The 17,743-nt window shown below is 74.0% G+C and carries 14 protein-coding genes and 1 pseudogene; 6 read left to right on the forward strand and 9 right to left on the reverse strand.

Going from position 1 to position 17,743, the window contains the following annotated elements; all coding sequences use genetic code 11:
• Nucleotides 1–712: 712 nt before the first annotated feature.
• Complete coding sequence (locus QUE40_RS02080) at nt 713–2,581, reverse strand: CocE/NonD family hydrolase (RefSeq protein WP_289232173.1); 1,869 nt, start codon at nt 2,579–2,581, stop codon at nt 713–715.
• Nucleotides 2,582–2,724: 143 nt separating this feature from the next.
• Nucleotides 2,725–4,968: a helicase-associated domain-containing protein gene (locus tag QUE40_RS02085; RefSeq protein WP_289232174.1), complete on the reverse strand. Its 2,244-nt coding sequence runs from the start codon at nt 4,966–4,968 to the stop codon at nt 2,725–2,727.
• Nucleotides 4,969–5,088: 120 nt separating this feature from the next.
• On the opposite strand from QUE40_RS02085, the gene QUE40_RS02090 reads away from it, so the two are divergent.
• Genes QUE40_RS02090 through QUE40_RS02100 form a run of 3 tightly spaced genes read left to right on the forward strand, consistent with a single transcriptional unit; the run spans nt 5,089 to nt 9,112 of the window.
• A complete protein-coding gene (locus tag QUE40_RS02090) occupies nt 5,089–6,492 on the forward strand; it encodes a hypothetical protein (RefSeq protein ID WP_289232175.1) in 1,404 nt (467 codons plus the stop codon).
• A gap of 35 nt (nt 6,493–6,527) precedes the next feature.
• Nucleotides 6,528–8,189, forward strand: a complete 1,662-nt coding sequence (locus QUE40_RS02095) for an AMP-binding protein (protein ID WP_289232176.1) — start codon at nt 6,528–6,530, stop codon at nt 8,187–8,189.
• Nucleotides 8,186–9,112: an aldose 1-epimerase family protein gene (locus QUE40_RS02100; RefSeq protein WP_289232177.1), complete on the forward strand. Its 927-nt coding sequence runs from the start codon at nt 8,186–8,188 to the stop codon at nt 9,110–9,112. The genes QUE40_RS02095 and QUE40_RS02100 overlap by 4 nt, the downstream gene beginning before the upstream one ends.
• Before the next feature lie 86 nt (nt 9,113–9,198).
• On the opposite strand, the gene QUE40_RS02105 is transcribed toward QUE40_RS02100, so the two are convergent.
• Both QUE40_RS02105 and QUE40_RS02110 read right to left on the reverse strand, forming a co-directional pair.
• Nucleotides 9,199–9,804 (reverse strand): GNAT family N-acetyltransferase, encoded by a 606-nt coding sequence (locus QUE40_RS02105; RefSeq protein ID WP_289232178.1) that lies wholly within the window; start codon nt 9,802–9,804, stop codon nt 9,199–9,201.
• Nucleotides 9,805–9,877: 73 nt separating this feature from the next.
• Nucleotides 9,878–10,405, reverse strand: coding sequence for a TetR/AcrR family transcriptional regulator (locus QUE40_RS02110; RefSeq protein ID WP_289232179.1), 528 nt, complete (start codon nt 10,403–10,405; stop codon nt 9,878–9,880).
• 103 nt (nt 10,406–10,508) lie between these two features.
• Between QUE40_RS02110 and QUE40_RS02115 the strand changes: the two genes are divergently transcribed.
• A complete protein-coding gene (locus tag QUE40_RS02115; RefSeq protein ID WP_142004207.1) occupies nt 10,509–10,982 on the forward strand; it encodes a hypothetical protein in 474 nt (157 codons plus the stop codon).
• Here QUE40_RS02115 and nagA read toward each other — a convergent pair.
• On the reverse strand, nt 10,963–11,880 hold the full coding sequence (nagA, locus tag QUE40_RS02120; protein ID WP_289232180.1) for an N-acetylglucosamine-6-phosphate deacetylase: 918 nt from the start codon (nt 11,878–11,880) through the stop codon (nt 10,963–10,965). The two genes, QUE40_RS02115 and nagA, sit on opposite strands and share 20 nt — an antisense overlap.
• Before the next feature lie 58 nt (nt 11,881–11,938).
• Between nagA and menD the strand changes: the two genes are divergently transcribed.
• Nucleotides 11,939–13,660, forward strand: a complete 1,722-nt coding sequence (gene menD, locus QUE40_RS02125) for a 2-succinyl-5-enolpyruvyl-6-hydroxy-3-cyclohexene-1-carboxylic-acid synthase (protein ID WP_289232181.1) — start codon at nt 11,939–11,941, stop codon at nt 13,658–13,660.
• 98 nt (nt 13,661–13,758) lie between these two features.
• Here menD and QUE40_RS02130 read toward each other — a convergent pair whose 3' ends face one another.
• The 4 genes and pseudogenes from QUE40_RS02130 to QUE40_RS02145 form a co-directional block, all read right to left on the reverse strand.
• The gene (locus QUE40_RS02130; RefSeq protein ID WP_289232182.1) at nt 13,759–14,784 is read right to left on the reverse strand and encodes a GNAT family N-acetyltransferase; all 1,026 of its coding nucleotides are present in this window, start codon (nt 14,782–14,784) and stop codon (nt 13,759–13,761) included.
• Complete coding sequence (locus tag QUE40_RS02135; protein WP_289232183.1) at nt 14,766–15,020, reverse strand: hypothetical protein; 255 nt, start codon at nt 15,018–15,020, stop codon at nt 14,766–14,768. The genes QUE40_RS02130 and QUE40_RS02135 overlap by 19 nt, the downstream gene beginning before the upstream one ends.
• A 51-nt stretch (nt 15,021–15,071) precedes the next feature.
• Nucleotides 15,072–15,485: an NAD(P)H-dependent oxidoreductase gene (locus QUE40_RS18775; RefSeq protein WP_433997066.1), complete on the reverse strand. Its 414-nt coding sequence runs from the start codon at nt 15,483–15,485 to the stop codon at nt 15,072–15,074.
• A 40-nt stretch (nt 15,486–15,525) separates the two neighbouring features.
• Nucleotides 15,526–16,868 (reverse strand): annotated as a pseudogene (locus QUE40_RS02145) (isochorismate synthase).
• On the opposite strand from QUE40_RS02145, the gene QUE40_RS02150 reads away from it, so the two are divergent.
• Nucleotides 16,867–17,562, forward strand: coding sequence for a demethylmenaquinone methyltransferase (locus tag QUE40_RS02150; RefSeq protein WP_289232184.1), 696 nt, complete (start codon nt 16,867–16,869; stop codon nt 17,560–17,562). The pseudogene QUE40_RS02145 and the gene QUE40_RS02150 overlap by 2 nt on opposite strands.
• Nucleotides 17,563–17,743 lie beyond the last annotated feature (181 nt).

Here is a 17,743-nt window from a genome sequence, read left to right on the forward strand (position 1 = left end):
GTACGACGTTGCGGTTGTCCGCCGGAGCGTGCGGTGGGGCGCTCGGGGCAGCGGATGCCCGCTGGAGGGTGCGGCGTGCGTACGACGTTGCGGTCCACCGTCGAGGGGTGCGGTGGGGCGCTCGGGGCGGCGGTTGTCCGCCGGAGCGTGCGCGGGGCGTGCGTACGGCGTTGCGGATGTCCACCGTCGAGGGGTGCGGTGGGGCGCTCGGGGCGGCGGTTGTCCGCCGGAGCGTGCGCGGGGCGTGCGTACGGCGTTGCGGTCCTCCGTCGATGGGTGCGGTGGGGCGCTCGGGGCGGCGGTCCTCCGCCGGAGCGTGCGCGGGGCGTGCGTACGGCGTTGCGGTCCACCGCCGATGGGTGCGGTGGGGCGCTCGGGGCGGCGGTCCTCCGCCGGAGTGTGCGGCGTGCGTACGACGTTGCGGTTGTCCGCCGGAGCGTGCGGAGGGGCGCTCGGGGCGGCGGTCCTCCGCCGGAGCGTGCGGCGTGCGGCGTGCGTACGACGTTGCGGTCCTCCGTCGATGGGTGCGGTGGGGCGCTCGGGGCGGCGGTCCTCCGCCGGAGCGTGCGCACGCTTGCGCGGAGGACCGCGGCGCCGGCCGGTGGCGCACCACGTGCCCCAGAGTAAAGGGGTCGTGGCACAGGTCAGGGCGGGCGGCGTAAGGCCACCCCGAACCGCCCGCCCTGACCTGGAGCGCCGACCGCCGCAGTGCTCAGCGCGCCTGCGGCACCCGGATGGTGAAGCTGCCCTGCCCGGGCGCGACCGTGCCCTCCGCGGTGTAGTAGCGCGTGTAGACGTCCAGCCAGGGGGCGCGGGCGCCGTAGGTGCGCCGGTCGTACGCCGGGTTCTGCAGGTCGAGGCTCAGCTTCGCCGCCTGCACGGTCACCTTCTGCCCGCTCGAGCTCGGCAGCCAGTAGCCGTCGTCGAAGTTCGTGCCGACGCGGACCGCGAGCCGGTGGCCCGGCTCGAGCGTCCAGTCCATCGAGCGCAGCGTGAGCGTGGTGCGTCCGTTGCGGGCGAGCACGGAGATCATGTCGTTGACCTGCACGGCCGTGCCGTCGGGTGCGACGTCCCACAGCTCACCGACCACGTTTCCGCTGCCCTTGGTGTTGACCGTGATCTGCGGCGTGCCGGTGAGCCGGACCGCGCGAGCGACCGGCGCGGAGTACGTGGTCAGCGACGAGCCCGGCGCCGCCTGCGACAGCTTGCGCGCCGCCGCCTTGCTCGGCTTGGGCGCCCGCAGGTTCTCCATGTCGAACCGGCCCTGCGGCGCCCGCCCGCGCGACCCGTCGTCCGGCCGCGAGCCTGGCCCCTTCCCCGACCCCGAGCTCGCACCCGGGTTGAAGCTGCCCGCGTCCCCGGTGTCGGTGTAGCTGCCCTTGGCCAGCGAAACCTGTTGCCGCCCAGTCACGTTCGGCCACGACTCCTCAGCGCGCCACGTCCCGCGGTTGTCCTGGACGGCGTACGCCGGGAACGGGTTGGTGGACCGGTCGCCCTTGAGATAGCGGTCGTAGAACGCCATCACCTCGGTGAACCAGCCGGGACGGCCCATCTTGAGCACGCCGGCGTCGTTGACGTCGTTGCCGCGCACGTGCTCCCACGGCCCGATCCAGCCGCGCTGCGGGCCGGCGTGGTTGTCGAGGTACTGCTGGAAGTCCTCCGGCTTGGTGTTGTCCTCGACGGTCCCCTGCGTGACGAACAGCGGCACCCGTGACCCCTTGGCCTGCGTCGCGAGGTCTCGTGCGCGCCAGTACGCCGACTGCGGGTCCGGGTCCTGGGTGTCGGTGAGGTTGTTGCTCAGGCACTGCGGGTTGCGCGTCTCGTAGGTCGCGTTCGCCTTGTAGCGCGAGGAGTCGTCGGCCATCGGCGCGATGGTGGCGATCGAGTTGTACGCCCGCGGCGTGCCGAGGTGGTTGTAGCGGCGGACCCCGTTGTTGAACAGGTAGTTGTACATGTCCCACACCGGCTCCTGCGCGACCACCGCGTCGGGGCCCTGGTCGCCGAGGTTGGCGCCGACGAGGCCGGTCGAGGCGTCGTAGGACTTGCCGTACATCCCGACCTTGCCGGTGGACCACGGCTGGTTGCGGGTCCACGCGATCGCGGCCGCCACGTCGGCCTGCTCGCCGGGCCCGACCCAGTCGAGGCAGCCGGTGCTGCCGCCGAACCCGCGCAGGTCGACCAGCACCACGGTGTAGCCGCGCTTCATCAGCTCGGCGCCGTCGATCAGGTCGTTGAACCGCTCGGACGGTCCGGTGCGCGTGAACCCGTCGTCACCCGTCTGACCCGCGTGGCTGAAGTAGGGACCGACGGACAGGATGACCGGGGTCTTCGCGTCGGCGGGCAGGTTGGCCGGCCGCAGCACGTCGGCGTGCAGCTCGGCGCCCTTGGACGGGAAGTACTCCTCGGTCCAGGCCGCGCCCTCGGGGACCCGCTCGTTCTCCTCGTGCGTGACGCCCGGAGCGGTCCGGCTCTCGGTGGGGGCGCTCGGGCTCGCCGTGGCGGGCAGGGGGTATGCCCCCGCGGACATGGCGCCGGCCGCGGCCAGGGCCGTGCCGGAGGCGAGCAGTCGACGGCTGAGCATGCGGATCTCCTCGTGGTGCGCAGGCGGTGCGGGCGGTCGGACGCGGTTCGCGCGTGCGGAGCGAACCGCGCCCGATCTTTGGAAACTAGCCCGCGGTGCGCGCCCGGAGGCGGTTCAGCGGCAACGGGATTCGGGGTCCGGGGTTACCGGTGGGTCGCCCCGCTACTCGACCGGCGCGACGCCGGTGATCCGGTGGATCGGGAGGGTGCGGCGGCTGGCCGAGCCCTCGATGCTGCCGACGACCCGCCCGCCGTTGACGCGCTCGGGGCGGAACAGCGCCCGACGTACGTCCCCGGTCTCGTCGACGTATCCCAGCCACACGGCCGCGTGGTCGGCAGCGGCGTCGGCCAGCATCGTGACGGCGACCGTGGCGTCGGTGTGCGGGATCTGCGGCCCCTGCTGGGTCTCGCGGCGCTCGGCCGCCTCGGTCTCGTGCTGCCGCAGCCGGGCGACGAGGTCGGCAGCGACCGCGTCGTCGACCGGGTCGACCGTGACCGGGCGGGCGGCGGGGGCCCCGCGGCCGGTCGCCCGCCGCGCGGTGCGGCCGGCGAGCACGAGCCCACCGTCGGAGGTCTCCGCCACGGGCGAGTGCGCGCGCAACAGCTCCATCGCGGTCGCGGCCGGAGCGGGGAGACCAGCACCGTCGGCGCGATGCGGCGCAGCTGCAGCGGTGCGAGATCGCGGTCGGCGAGCATGGCGCTGAGCGCCGTCTCGTCCTCGCTGCGCACGTAGCACCCGACCGACCCGACGCGCGCCTGACCGTGCCGCCGGGCCACGTCGGCCACGAGGTACGTCAGCGGCTGGGGGAGCGGCGTGCGCGACGCCGCCCCGAGCTGGCCGAGCAGGTCGGCGCTGGCCAGACCGCTGTCCAGCGCGCGCCGGACGCTCCCGGGTGTGAACCGGAAAACCGTTGCGCCGCCACGAGACTCGACGTCTGCGGCCAGTCGCATGAGGCGTCCCAGGTCGTCAGTGAGCGGCCCCGGCGCGATGGCGGTGAGGTCGGCCTGCACGAGCACGTGGTCGACCGGCTCCGGCAGGTGCGCGGCCGCGACCTGGCTCAGAGCGGCCGCGTCGAGGCCGTCGTGCAGCCCGCGCCCGACCGCGCTCAGCGCGCCACGCCCGGTCACCCCCAGCCACGCGGCCTCCTGCAGCACGGTGGCGACCTGCGTGGGCGCGCCGGAGGGCAGCCGCAACGGCCGGATCCACCGCAGCCGCTCCTCGACGTCGGCCAGCCGCGGCGCCGCGCCGGCCGGCAGAGCGGCGAGCACCGCCACGACGTCGTGCCGCCGGGTGCGCAGCAACGGCCAGGCGGCCTGCTCGCTGAGCACGTTCACGACCGAGCGGCCCTCGAGCCGTTCACCCACGAGCGACGGCGCCCGCACGGTGCCCCACCACGCGAGGGCGAGGTCTGCCCACCGGCGGCCGGGCTCGCGGGCGCGCCAGTCGTCGTACGCCGGGGTCGGCAGCCATGACGGGTCCAGCTCGCCGTCGGACGCGAGAAGCCCTGCAGCTGCAGCGATCTCGACGACGAATGCTGCTCGGTCGAGTCCCGAGTCGAGCCGGGTCGCGACGGCCTTGTGGTCCTTGACCGACAGCCCGCCCGACCGCAGCACCCGCGGCGGGTCGCCCTCCCAGGCGCGCGCGACCTCCTCGACCTGGTCGAGCAGCTCGAGCGCCTCGGCGCCCGCGGAGGCGTCGATGTCGGCCGTGGTGAGCGTGGTCAGGTCTGCGGAATCCGGTGGCAGCAAAGGGTTCTCGTGCAGCACGCCGCCGCGCAGCGCGATGCCGACCTCGCGCGGCACGACCGCGTCGGCGCCGTCGAGACGAGCCATGAGGCCGGCGGTGACCAGCTCGTCCCGGGCGGCCGTCAGCGCGGCCCCCTCGAACGACGCCCGCGGCACGCCCCAGCGCAGCCGGTCGAGCACCCGCCGGGCGGCGTCGCTCAGCCCGCTGACCGCCGCGCCGACGTCGGCGGGTGGGCGCACGCCGAGCTCGGCCGCCACCGGCCCGAGCCCAGCCGGGTGGGTGAGGGTCTCGCCGACCGCGCGGGCGGGGCGCATCCCCTCCGGCGAGCGCCACACCAGGCCGCGACCCCAGAGCTCGTCGAGGGGAGCCGCGAGCGTGGCCTCGTCGGCGCCGAGCAGCGCGGCCGCGGCGGGGCCGGACGCGCCTGCCACGAGCACGGACTCGAGCACGTGCAGCAGCCCGGCATCGAGCTGTTCGAGGGCGCGCCGGGTGCTCGGCACGGTCGCGGCGCGGGCCGCGAGGGCGCTGAGGTTGGCGGGGGCGGGACGCGCGAGGTCGGGCCGCAGCCGGACGAGGCGGGCGAGCTCGGCGTCGTCGCGCGCGCGAACGTCGTCGGCGAAGCTGCGAGCAGGGCTGGGCACCGCAACAGCCTAAGACCGCGCCTGCGGACGACCCGAGCCCCGCCGGGCCGATGGGCACGATCCGGCAACGGTTCGTCGACAACCCGGCGCCCCCGGTCAGCGCCGCGCCACGCTGCCTCCGTGGGGGCACGCTCGCAGCTGATGGTCCACCCGGTCTTCACCGGAGCGGTCGCGCTGCTCGCCGTCAACGACCAGCTGCTCAAGACGTACGTCGGTGGCCCGGTCGTCGGCAAGCTCAGCGACGTCGCGGGCGTGGTGCTGCTGGCCTGGGCGCTCGGCGTCGTGACGCGCCGGCCCGCCGCGTCGTCACTCGTGGTGGCGCTGGCGTTCGCAGCGCTCAAGACGGTCCCCGGCGTGGCCGAGCTGGCGGCGCCGGCGCTCGGTGGCGCGACGCTGCGCGACCCCACCGACCTCGTCGCGCTGCTCGCCCTGGTCCCGTCCACGGCGGTGCTGCGGCGCACCCTGGCGTCGGGCGGTGCGGCACTCCCCGAGCGCCCGCGCAGCCTGCTCGCGATCCCCGCCGTGGTGTTGGCGGTGCTGGCCGTCACCGCGACGAGCTGTGCCCAGGCGCCGCTGCTGACCGACCTGCGCGTCAACGGCAACCAGGTGTGGGTCCAGCAGAACGGCGTGATCGTCGGCGAGCAGACCAGCGCGGCGCCGACGACGGCGCCCGCACCGCCGGGTGCGACGTCGTCCGGGACGCTCGGGTTGCCCTCCGCCGCGCCGTCCTCGACCCGTCAGCCGTGGGAGTCGGGTCAGTGGGCGGTCAGCGGCGATGCCGGTGCGACCTGGACCGAGCGCGAGCCGACGGCCGCGCCCGGCGGGGCCCCCGCGACCCGGCAGGCCTGCGCGCCGGACGTCGGCTGCTTCCGCGTGGACGGCGGGCGACTCGTGGAGCACCGGGCGCGCGAGAGCGACCCGTGGCGTACGACCTTCGCGTTCACCTCGGAGCAGGAGCGTCGCCTCGCCCTGCGCAACAACGGCAGGTGCAACGGTGACGCGAACCGCTTCGAGCTCGACCGCGTCGCGATCGCCCGGACGGGTGCCGGTCCGGTCGTTCTGGTCAGCGCGAACAGCGAGGGCCTGGTGCGTCGCGCACCGGACGGCACCTGGAGCCGCGTGGCGGTGATCGACTGCCGCCCCACCAGGTTGTCCGGTCCGTCCTGGGTCAGCAGCCTCGTGTTCCTGCCCATCACCCTGCTGGCCTACAGCCTCGTCCTGGTTGTGCTCGCGGGCGTCCGGCGTCGCTGGTCGTGGAGTACGGCTGCGGGGGTCGCCGCCTTGGGCGGCATCGGCGTCCTGGCCTTCACCTTCGTGCTGGCGATCATGAGCATCGATTACTTGGCGCAGGGCGTCACCTCCCTGGTGCTCTCGGTGGGCGTGTTCGTCGCCAGCCTCGTCGTCGGCCGGTCCGGCGAGCCGGACGTGCCCCCGTCGCCCCGGCCGCCACCCGGCCCGCCGCCACCCGGCCCGCCCCCACCTGGTGTGCCGTCATCCGGTGCGCAGCCCCCGCAGCGCTCCTAGGGTGGGTTCACCGACCCCTCGCCGTGGAGGACGCCATGCCTGATGCACCTGTCCCGACCCCGTCGTACACGTCCGGCATCTCCGACGTGCCGCTGCTGGGCGACACGATCCCGGGCAACCTGGCGCGCACCGTGGCCCAGCACGGCGACCGCGACGCGATGGTCGACCGCACCAGCGGCCGGCGATGGAGCTATGCCGAGCTCGCGGCCGACGTCGACGCCGTCGCGAAGGGGCTGCTCGCGCTCGGGATCGCCAAGGGCGACCGCGTCGGCATCTGGGCGCCGAACTGCCCCGAGTGGACGCTCCTGCAGTACGCCACCGCCCGCGTCGGCGCCGTGCTCGTCAACGTCAACCCGGCCTACCGCGCCCACGAGCTGCAGTACGTCGTCCGCCAGTCGGGCATGCGCACTCTCGTCAGCGCGGTGCGGCACCGGTCGAGCGAGTACGCCGCGATGGTGGAGGAGGTGCGCGGCGAGACGCCCGAGCTGCGCGAGGTCTACTACGTGTCGGTGGGGGAGGCGCCGCGCACCGGCGACGACTCCTGGCAGGCGATGGTCGACGGTGGGCGTGACGTCAGCGACGCCGACCTCGACGCCCGCACGGCCGAGCTGGCACCGGACGACCCGATCAACATCCAGTACACCTCGGGCACCACGGGCTTCCCCAAGGGCGCGACGCTGTCGCACCACAACATCCTCAACAACGGCTTCTTCGTGGGCGAGCTCATCGGCTACACCGAGGCCGACCGGGTGTGCATCCCGGTGCCCTTCTATCACTGCTTCGGCATGGTCATGGGCAACCTCGCGTGCACCAGCCACGGCTCCTGCATGGTGATCCCGGCGCCCGCCTTCGACCCCGCGGCAACGCTGGAAACCGTTGCGGCAGAACGCTGCACGTCGCTCTACGGCGTCCCCACGATGTTCATCGCCGAGCTCGGTCTCGACGACTTCGCGAGCTTCGACCTGTCCACGCTGCGCACCGGGATCATGGCCGGATCGCCCTGCCCGGTCGAGGTGATGAAACGGGTGGTCGCCGAGATGAACATGGGCGAGGTGGCGATCTGCTACGGCATGACCGAGACCTCCCCGGTGTCGACCATGACGCGCGTCGACGACGACCTGCGCCGGCGCACCGAGACGGTCGGGCGGGTCATGCCGCACCTCGAGGTCGAGGTCGTCGACCCGGCCACCGGCCTGCCCGTCGGGCGCGGCGAGACGGGCGAGCTGTGCACCCGCGGCTACTCGGTGATGCTGGGCTACTGGGAGCAGGACGACAAGACGGCCGAGGCCATCGACCGGGCGCGCTGGATGCACACCGGCGACCTCGCCGAGATGGACGAGGACGGATACCTCGCGATCGTCGGCCGCATCAAGGACCTGGTCATCCGCGGCGGCGAGAACGTCTACCCCCGCGAGATCGAGGAGTTCCTCTACACCCACCCGGCCATCGCGGACGTGCAGGTCATCGGGGTCCCCGACGAGAAGTACGGCGAGGAGCTCATGGCCTGGATCATCATGCGCCCGGGCGAGCAGCCGCTCGACGCCGCCGCCGTCAAGGAGTTCGCGACCGGCAAGCTCGCGCACTACAAGATCCCGAAGTACGTCCACGTCACCGACGAGTTCCCGATGACCGTCACCGGCAAGGTGCGCAAGGTCGAGATGCGCGAGCGTGCCGGCGACATCCTGGCGGGCCGGTGAGCGCCGTCGCCCCCAGCGGGGAGCAGTGGAGCATCCACCACGGCGACCAGCGGCTCACCGTCGTCCAGGTGGGCGGCGGCATCCGCGAGTACGCCGTCGGCGACCGCCCCGTCGTCTCCGGTTATCCCGTGTCGGCCAAGGCCGACGCCGGGCGCGGCCAGCTGCTCGTGCCGTGGCCCAACCGCGTCCGCGACGGGAAGTACGCCTTCGCCGGACGCGACCAGCAGCTCGCCCTCACCGAGCCGGCCAGGGCGAACGCCTCGCACGGGCTCGTCCGCTGGGCGCTGTGGGACCTCGAGGTGCACGAGGCGTCGGTGCTCGTGGTGGCGTACTCCCTTATGCCGCAACAGGGTTGGGACTATCCGCTGCAGCTGCGGGTGCGCTACGAGCTCGGCGACGACGGCCTCACGGTCACGCCCGAGGCGACCAACGTCGGAGACGACCGCGCGCCGTTCGGCTTCGGCGTCCACCCCTATCTCACGGTGGGGGAGGCGAGGGTCGACGAGGTGACGCTCACCGTCCCGGCGAGCACGGTGCTCGACGTGGACGACCGGCTGATCCCGACCGGCAGCTCGCCGGTGGCGGGCGACCTCGACCTGCGCTCGCCGCGCGAGATCGGCGCGACCGTGCTCGACCATGCGTTCACCGACCTGACGCCGGGCGACCATGGCCGGTGGGAGGTCGTGGTCGCGCGGGGCGAGCGCCGCACGACCGTGTGGGCCGACGTCGAGGCCTACCCGTTCGTGCAGGTCTTCACCGGCGACACGCTGCCGGAGGACAAGCAGCGCACCACCGGCGTGGCCGTCGAGCCGATGACCTGCCCCGCCAACGCCCTTGCCACCGGCGACCACCTGGTCGTGCTGGAGCCCGACCAGACCTGGTCGGCCCCCTGGGGCATCCGCCCCTCCCCGCTCACTGCCTAACCCAACGTTGGCCGAGTAGCGCGAGGAACGAGCGCGTATCGAGACCCGGCGCAGGGGTCTCGATACGGCCTCCGCTGCGCTCCGGCCTACTCGACCACCATGGGCGGCTCGACGCCCAGCGCCTGCTCGACCTGTGCCAGCTCCGGGTCGCGCAGGCCGGCGGCGTCGTGGCGCCACCACACCTCGCGATAGACGACGCGGCCGGTCATCCACTCCTCGTAGCCCTCGCCGAGCACGACCTGGCAGGCCGGGGCGGGCGTACGGTCGCTCGCGGGTCGCACCCCGTGCGCGCTGGCCGGTGCGAAGCCGCGGGGGCCGTAGTACGCCGGCGAACCCTCAAGCACGAGAAGGGGACTCATCGTTCGGGCTCGTTCGACCGCGGCGCCCAGCAGGGCCGTGCCGATGCCTGCGGACTGCAGGCCGGGCAGCACCGACAGTGGGCTGAGCACGGTGATGTCGACCAGCGCGCGGCGCGCGTCGAGCCAGCCGTGGCTCAGCCCGACGTGGCCCACCACCCGGTCGTCGACGACGGCCACCAGGCCGGCGTGCGGGACGTCGCCGGCCGCGATCTCGCGCCAGATCGCCGCCACCTGCTCGCCCTCGCCGGCGAAGGCGGCACGGATGACGTCGAGCACGGTGTCGAGGTCGGCCGGCTGCTCGGGTCGGATCTGCGGTCGCGCGGTCTCGGTCATCCGGTGATCACTCGCTCCACGGCCAGGGACAGGGTCGGCTCGACACTATCGACGCGGAGCGGGCCGTCGGGGGTCATGACCTGCAGGCAGATGCCGTCCACGACCGCCAGCAGCAGGCGCAGGGCGTCCTCGACGGGCACCGCGAGCACCCCTCCTCGTCGAGGGTGGTCAGCCACCCGCGCACGCTCCCGCTGAGGCGGGTGGTGAGCCAGGTGAGCGCGGCACGCCCGCCCTCGGTGCGCTGCGGTCCGAGCGCGGTGACGTAGAGCCCGAACCACTGGTCCAGCGCCTGCTCGTTCGACATGCCGGCGAGGTGGCCCTCCTGCCCGCCCGGCAGGAACTGCATCAGGCACTCGGTGAGCCGTCGCTGCGGTCGCACGCGCCGGTCGCCGATGCGCTTGTCGGACACCAGCAGGTCCAGGGCGGGCTCGAGGACGGCGTCGTAGAGCGCGGCCTGGGTGGGGAAGTAGTGCCGCAGGGTGCTGGCGCCGATGCCCGCGCGGGCGGCCACCGCACGCACGCTGACCGAGTCGATGCCGCCCTCGACGGCCAGCTGCGCGGCAGCCTTGATGATCTGCTGCCGTCGGTCCGTTCCTGCCATCTTTCCGCCTTTGGTACGCCGTACTAGTACGCCGTGCTAGTTTGCTCCCACCAGGGACTAGCACACCGTACTAGCCCACCAGGTCACAGACAGGGAGCATCCGATGATCGACACCGTTCGCGAGTTCACCGAGGGGCTCCCGCCGCTGCTGCAGTGGCTCGGGGTCGCCCTGGGCGGCGCCATCCCGTTCGTCGAGAGCTACTTCGGGTCGGCCATCGGTGTCGTGGCCGGGCTCAACCCGGTGGTGGCTGTGGCGGCCGCCGTCGCCGGCAACGTCGTCTCGATGCTGGCCTTCGTGCTCACCGCAGACCGGATCCGGCAGCGCCGCGGCGTGCAGGACCCCGCCACGATGACGCCGAAGCGGCAGCGCGTCATGCGCATGCTCGACCGGTTCGGCGTGCCGGGGGTGAGCCTGCTGGGGCAGACGCTCCTCCCGAGCCAGATCTCCTCGGCCGCGCTGGTGGCGGCGGGCGCGCGCACCCGGTCGGTGATCGGCTGGCAGGTGGTCTCGATCATCCTCTGGGGCGTCGGGTTCGCGCTGCTCGCCCGAGCCGGCGTCAACCTGGTGGGAGCGTGAGACCCACTGCGGCTGCAGGGTTCTCGCGGGCCATGCGTCGCACGGTGTCTGGCTCGACGCCCGCTGCCAGCGCGTGCTCGACCGCCCCGCGCATGGTCAGTGTCGACCCGGCCAGCGAGCCGCCCTCGCTGAGCCGCGCCGCGCCCGCGGCGACGGTCACCGCCTGGCCGCCGAGGGCGTACGCACCGTCGGGGAGGCCCGCCGCGCTCATCGCGTCGGTCACCAGCACGGCGCGGTCGGGGCGCAGCCGGGCGACGAGGCGCAGGGTGGCGTCGTGCAGGTGCTCCCCGTCGGCGATCAGCTCGCACCAGACGCCGTGGTCGAGCGCCGCGCCCACCGGCCCGGGGTCGCGGTGGTGCAGCGGGCGCATGCCGTTGAACAGGTGGGTCGCGACGGTCGCACCGCGCGAAAAGGCCTGGGAACACTGGTCGTACGTCGCGTCGGTGTGGCCGACGGCGACGACGACGCCCCGGTCCACCGCGGCCGCGACCACGTCGAGCGCCCCCGGCAGCTCGGGCGCGAGGGTGATCATCCGCACGTGCCCCCGGCCGGCGTCGACCCAGCGGTGCAGCGCTGCCACCGACGGCGGCTGCAGGAAGGCCGGGTTCTGCGCCCCGCAGCGCGGCTCGGACAGGAACGGCCCCTCCAGGTGGATGCCTGCGACCACCGTGTCCCCCGCCTCGACGACCTGCGCCAGCACCTCGATCTGACGCACCAGGTCGTCCTCGGGCGCGGTGACCAGCGAGGCCAGCATCCGGCCCGTGCCGTGCGCGGCGTGGAACGCGGCGGCCGCCCGGATCTGCTCGGGGTCGGCCGAGGCGAAGTCGCCCCCGGCCCCGCCGTGGCAGTGGATGTCGACCAGGCCCGCGGGCGCCGGCTCGGGCAGGGGGTCAGGCATGACGGCGAGTCTGCCCGACGTGCGGGCGTGGGGCAGGATTGACCGGGTGAATCCTTCGATGGCGCTGGCGACCGTGCTCGTCGACGAGCTCGTGCGGCACGGGGTGCGCGACCTCGTGCTCTGCCCCGGGTCGCGCTCGGCACCCCTGGCGTACGCCGCCTACGAGGCCGACCGCGCGGGCCGGCTGCGGCTGCACGTGCGGGTCGACGAGCGAGCCGCGGGCTTCCTCGCCCTCGGCCTGGCCAAGGTGACCCGCGTGCCCGTCCCGGTCGTCACCACCAGCGGGACCGCCGCCGCCAACCTGCACCCCGCCGTGCTCGAGAGCGCGCAGGCCTCGGTGCCGATGATCGTCATCACCGCCGACCGGCCCTCCGAGCTGCGCGGCACCGGCGCCAACCAGACCACCGACCAGGTGAAGCTCTACGGGGCGGCGTGCCGGTGGTACCACGAGACCGCCACCCCCGAGGTGCGCCCCGGGCAGAACACCACCTGGCGCAGCGTCGTCGGCCGCGCCATCGCCGAGAGCCGCGGGCTGCCGAGCGGAGACGCCGGGCCGGTCCACCTCAACGTGCCGCTGCGCGACCCGCTCGTGCCGACCGAGGACGACACCGAGTGGCCCGAGCCGCTCGACGGCCGCGAGCGCGGCGCACCCTGGCTCGAGCTGCGCGCGCCCGACAGCCACCCCGGCGTCTCGACCGGGCCGGGCATCGCGCCCGTGCCGCGCACCCTCGTGCTCCTGGGCGACCTGCCCTCGCCCGACCTCGCCGCCGAGCTGGCCGAGCTCGCCGACGCCGCCGGCTGGCCGCTGGTGGCCGAGCCGTTCGGGCGATACCACCGCGGCCGGGTGACGCCGCACGGGCCGCTCATCCTCGGGGCGAGCGACTGGCTGGCCGACAACCTCCCCGAGCGGGTGATCGTCGGCGGCCGGGTCACGCTCGCGCGCGACGTGCAGCGCCTGCTCGGCAACCCCGCGGTGAGCGTCGAGATCGTCACGCCGCTGACCACCTGGGCCGACGCGGGCCATGTCGTACGCCGGGTGCACGACTGGTCAGACATCGCCCGCAGCCACGAGGCCGTGTCCAACTGCGTCGACCGGGCCTGGGCCTCGCGCTGGCGCAAGGCCGGCGCGGCCCTTGCCGGAGCGGTCGACCCGGTGATCCGGGACTCGTGGCCGAGCGGGCCCGCGATCGCGGCGACCGTCGCCTACAACGCGCCGGCCGGGTCGGCGATCTACGTCGGGTCGTCCAACACCGCGCGCGACCTCGACATCGGCCGCAACCCGGCTCGGATCGCGAAGAACGTTCTGGCCGTAGGGAATCGGGGCCTCGCCGGCATCGATGGTGTGGTGAGCTCGGCGATCGGGCTGGCGCTGTCGACACCGTCCGCGCAGACGTACGCGCTCGTGGGGGACCTGACCTTCCTGCACGACTCCAACGCGCTGCTGATCGGGCCCGGCGAGCCGCGGCCGAACCTGACGGTGGTCGTGATCAACGACGACGGCGGCGGCATCTTCGGCACGCTCGAGCCGGGGCGTCCCGACCTGGGGGAGCCGTTCGAGCGGGTCTTCGGCACGCCCACCGGCACCCGCATCGCCGACCTGTGCGTCGCGCACGACATCGAGCACGAGCTGGTCACCGAGCCGGACCACCTCGCCGACCGGATCCGCAAGCCTCGCAAGGGGATTCAGGTCGTCGAGGTGGCGCTGCCCCGCGTCGGTCAGCGTGCGCTGCGCGAGCGGCTGCGCGAGGTCGCGGCGCAGGCCGTCGCCTCCGTCGGGTGAGCCTGCGCCCGGCTGGGCCGGTGGGGGCGAGGCTGAGCCGGACGCACGGCCGAACGGTGTCGTGAGAGAGCCGGCCCCGTGCGTACGCCCTCGTCGGGTCAGAAGCCCGTCGCGGCGTCCGGCGCGAACGGCATCGCCAGCGCCGCGTCGAGCCGGGCCACCGCGCCCTGGCGGTGCTCCTGCAGCGTGCCGGCCTGCAGCAGCCGTAGCAGGCTGCCGTCGCCGAGGTAGGCGCCGGCCAGCTGCTGGGTCGTGATCGTGACGTCGGGGACGGCGTCGACCCGCTCCACGCGGCCGCTGCCCGCCTCGTCGGCGACCAGGCGCCAGCGACCGCCCTGGTCGGGCAGGAAGTCGTCGGTGACCTCGAGCACCAGGTCGGCCGCGCCGGAGTAGCCGCGCGCGGCCATCGCCGCCGGCAGGTCGACGAGCCGCAGCCACAGGCTGTCCAGGGCGCCGTCGACGACGCCGCGCGTGGGGCCCACCCAGCGCTGGAGCAGGTCGTCGCGTGAGCACCCGGAGATCTCGACCTTGGCCATCAGGTCCAGCTCGACCAGGCGCCGGGCGAGGGCCAGCCGTGCGGCCGGGGTGCCGACGACGTGCATGGCCTTCACCGTGCCCTGCGGCTGACCGTTCTCCCACTTCGGCTCGCGGCGGAACCAGGCGGACCCGACGTCCTCGCCGTCGAGCGTGGCGAGCAGGACGCGCTGCGGCTCCTTGTTGCGCAAGGTGTCCGGGTGCTCGTGGGCGTACGCGGCGTAGAGGTCCTCCGGCAGCGTGACGACGCCGTGCCCCACGGCCGCGCCGGCGAGCGTGGCGGCGCGCACCCGCCCCGCGACACCCTCGGCGGCGGCGTCGACCAGCTCGGTGCGCACGCGCCCGGCCTCCTCGTCGAGCCCCGGCGCCACGAGCGTCGTGCCGCGCCCCAGGGTCACCTTGCACTCGCGCGAGGCCAGGCCGTAGCCGAACCGGCGGTAGATCACCGGCTCGCTCGCGTGCAGCGCCGAGATGCCGGTCCAGTCGGTGTCGGCGACGCGGGCGAAGTGGTCGCGGATCATGCTGGTCAGCACGCCCTTGCGGCGCTGGTCGGGATGCACGCCCACCCACGTCAGGCCGCCGACCGGCACCTGCCGGACGGTGTGCCGGGGCCCGGGGATGCTGAGGGTGAGGGGAAGACCCCGTAGACGCCGGCGTACAGCGGGGCGGCGGGTGCCTCGTCGTCCGTCGCGGCGAAGCGCTGGTCGGGGGTCAGGCCCCGCAGCACCACGTCGGTCGGGTCCGGGCCGCGCCCGTCCGACCAGACCACCAGGTCGGTGTCGAGGAACTTCTCCGGGTCGTCGGCCACACCCACGCGAATCGCCATGCGTCGCAGTCAAGCAGGGCCGGACGCCGGCGAGAACCGAGTTTCCGTGGGTCAGGCCGTCAGGAGGGCGGCGAGGGTGCCGCCGAGCTCGGTGAGGCGGTCGCGGTCGGCGTCGGCGACCGGCTTGCCGACGATCTCCACCGGCTCCGCGGCGAGCCGCCAGGACAACCCGGTCGTGATCGACTCGACGGCGCGGCGTGCCCCCGTGGTGTCGGTACGTCCGTGGATCCAGAACGAGAACGGGCGCCCGTCGACGCGGCCGCGCACGTCGTCGTACGTGCTGTCGAAGGCGTGCTTCAGCGCACCGGACATGTAGCCGAAGTTGGCCGGGGTGCCGAGCAGCGTCGCGTCCGCGTCGAGGAAGTGCTCGACCCGGGCCTCGAGCGCCGGCACAACCTGCACGTCGACGCCCTCGATGTCGGGGTCGCGCGCCCCGATCAGGACCGACTGCAGGAGGTCGTCCAGGAGGGTGTCGGCGAGTGGTGCAGGACGAGCAGCGTCGGCATCAGTCGTCGCCGAGCGCGTGGCGCATCGGCAGCAGCTTGGCCTCGGACTCGGCGAGCTCGGCGGCCGGGTCAGAACCCGACACGATCCCGCAACCGGCGAAAATGCGTACGGCCGAAGGGTTTTCGCGGTCGAGCGCGCCACAGCGCAGGGCGATCGCCCACTCGCCGTCGCCGCTGGCGTCCATCCAACCGACCGGCCCGGCGTAGCGTCCACGGTCCATCTCCTCGAGCTCGCCGATCACCCGCGCTGCGGCGGGGTCGGCGTGCCGCAGACGGCGGCGGAAGGGTGCAGCGACTCGGCGAGGCGCAGCGACGACGACTCGTCGGTGAGCACCCCCGCGACGTCGGTGGCCAGGTGCATGACGTTGGGCAGGTGCAGCACGAACGGCGACTCGGGCACGTTGATCGAACGGCAGTGCGGCGCAAGGGCGTCCGCGACCGAGCGGACGGCGTACTCGTGCTCCTCGAGGTCCTTCGACGAGCGGGCGAGCTTGGCGGCCAGGGCCAGGTCGTGCTCGTCGTCGCGGGTGCGCCGGATGGTGCCGGCCAGCACGCGCGAGGTGACCAGGCCCTTCTCGCGGCGCACGAGCATCTCGGGGGAGGCGCCGACGAGGCCGTCGACGGCGAACGTCCAGGTGTTGGCGTAGCCGCCGGCGAGGCGGGTCAGCAGCCAGCGCAGGTCGACCGGCCCGTCGCACTCGGCGATGACGTCGCGCGCGAGCACGACCTTGTCGACGTCGCCACCCTGGATGCGGCTCACCGCCTTGGCGACGGCCGACTTCCATTGCTCGCGGTCCAGGGCGCCGGTGCGCAGCGTGGGCTTGGCCGGCGCCGCCGGGGCGGGGTGCGGCTCGACGGTCGGCTGCTGGGGGAGCGTCGCGCCGGTGCGGATCGTCGTGACCCAGCTGGTGCCGCCGCGCCGGCCGACCACGACCGACGGCACGACCAGCGTTGCGCCGTAAGCGGATTCGTCGGCGAACGAGAACGAGCCGAAGGCCACCGGGCCGGTGCCCGGCAGCTGCACGGCGTCGCGCACGACCGACTGGGCGCACACCTCGTGCCACCACCGGTCGGCCTGGGCGAAACGGTCGGGCCCGGAGGTGGTGACCGACGTGGCGCGACCCCAGCCGACCAGCCCGTCACCGTCGCGCAGCCAGGTCACGAGATCGGTGGCGGCGACGTCGTCGGGCAGCAGCGCGACCAGGTCGTCCGGCCGCGGCAGCAGGGCGGTGCGCGCCACCAGGGCGGGCGCTGCGCTGGGCACCGGTTCGCTCGTCACGAGGGAACAGACTAAGGGGAGCGGCTCAGGGCGCCCGGTGGCCCTGCGCGAGGATGACCCCATGAACCGCGCCAGCCTCGACAAGCGTCCGCACGACGTCGCCCGGATGTTCGACGACGTCGCGGCGCGCTACGACCTGACCAACGACGTGCTCTCCCTGGGTCAGGACCGGCGCTGGCGGCGGTTGGTCCTCGACGCCGTCGACCCGCAGCCCGGCGACCGGGTCCTCGACATCGCCGCGGGCACCGGCACCAGCTCGGTGCCGTTCCGCGACCGCGGTGCCCGGGTCGTACCCGCCGACTTCTCGCTCGGCATGCTGCGCCAGGGCAAGAAGCAGCAGCCGGCGCTCGCGTTCACCGCCGCCGACGCGATGCAGCTGCCGTTCGCCGACGACTCCTTCGACGCGGTGACGATGTCGTTCGGGCTGCGCAACGTCGTCGACCCGGAAGGGGCGCTGCGCGAGTTCCTGCGCGTCACCCGCCCGGGCGGCACGGTGGTGATCTGCGAGTTCTCGACGCCGACCAACCCGGCCTTCCGCAAGGTCTACTCCGAGTACCTCATGGCCGCCCTCCCGCGCATCGCGCGCCGCGTGGGCTCCAACGCCGAGTCGTACGTCTATCTCGCCGAGTCGATCAGCTCCTGGCCCGACCAGGCCGGCCTCGCCGACGTCCTGCGCGCCGCCGGCTGGACCACCCCGCAGTGGCGCGACCTCAGCGGCGGCATCGTCGCCCTCCACCGCGCCACCAAGCGCCCCTGACCCACAACCCCCGATATCGGCCGCAGCTGCGGGTTTCGGCGCCGCTGGGACGTCACAACCCCCGATATCGGCCGCAGCTGCCGGTTTCGGAGCCGCTGGGACGTCACAACCCCCGATGTCGGCCGCAGCTGCGGGTTTCGGAGCCGCTGAGACGTCACAACCTCCGATACCGGGGGATCGG

The sequence above is a fragment of the Barrientosiimonas endolithica genome, assembly GCF_030296655.1.
Lineage (GTDB): Bacteria > Actinomycetota > Actinomycetes > Actinomycetales > Dermatophilaceae > Barrientosiimonas > Barrientosiimonas humi.

What these genes read in the sequence shown, in the direction of transcription:
- QUE40_RS02105 (WP_289232178.1), bottom strand. Translation starts at nt 9,804, where the DNA reads ATGACCGAGACCGCGCGACCGCAGATCCGACCCGAGCAGCCGGCCGAC.
- QUE40_RS02135 (WP_289232183.1), bottom strand. Translation starts at nt 15,020, where the DNA reads ATGGCGATTCGCGTGGGTGTGGCCGACGACCCGGAGAAGTTCCTCGAC.
- menD (WP_289232181.1), top strand. Translation starts at nt 11,939, where the DNA reads ATGGCGCTGGCGACCGTGCTCGTCGACGAGCTCGTGCGGCACGGGGTG.
- nagA (WP_289232180.1), bottom strand. Translation starts at nt 11,880, where the DNA reads ATGCCTGACCCCCTGCCCGAGCCGGCGCCCGCGGGCCTGGTCGACATC.
- QUE40_RS02115 (WP_142004207.1), top strand. Translation starts at nt 10,509, where the DNA reads ATGATCGACACCGTTCGCGAGTTCACCGAGGGGCTCCCGCCGCTGCTG.
- QUE40_RS02080 (WP_289232173.1), bottom strand. Translation starts at nt 2,581, where the DNA reads ATGCTCAGCCGTCGACTGCTCGCCTCCGGCACGGCCCTGGCCGCGGCC.
- QUE40_RS02110 (WP_289232179.1), bottom strand. Translation starts at nt 10,405, where the DNA reads ATGGCAGGAACGGACCGACGGCAGCAGATCATCAAGGCTGCCGCGCAG.
- QUE40_RS02095 (WP_289232176.1), top strand. Translation starts at nt 6,528, where the DNA reads ATGCCTGATGCACCTGTCCCGACCCCGTCGTACACGTCCGGCATCTCC.
- QUE40_RS02150 (WP_289232184.1), top strand. Translation starts at nt 16,867, where the DNA reads ATGAACCGCGCCAGCCTCGACAAGCGTCCGCACGACGTCGCCCGGATG.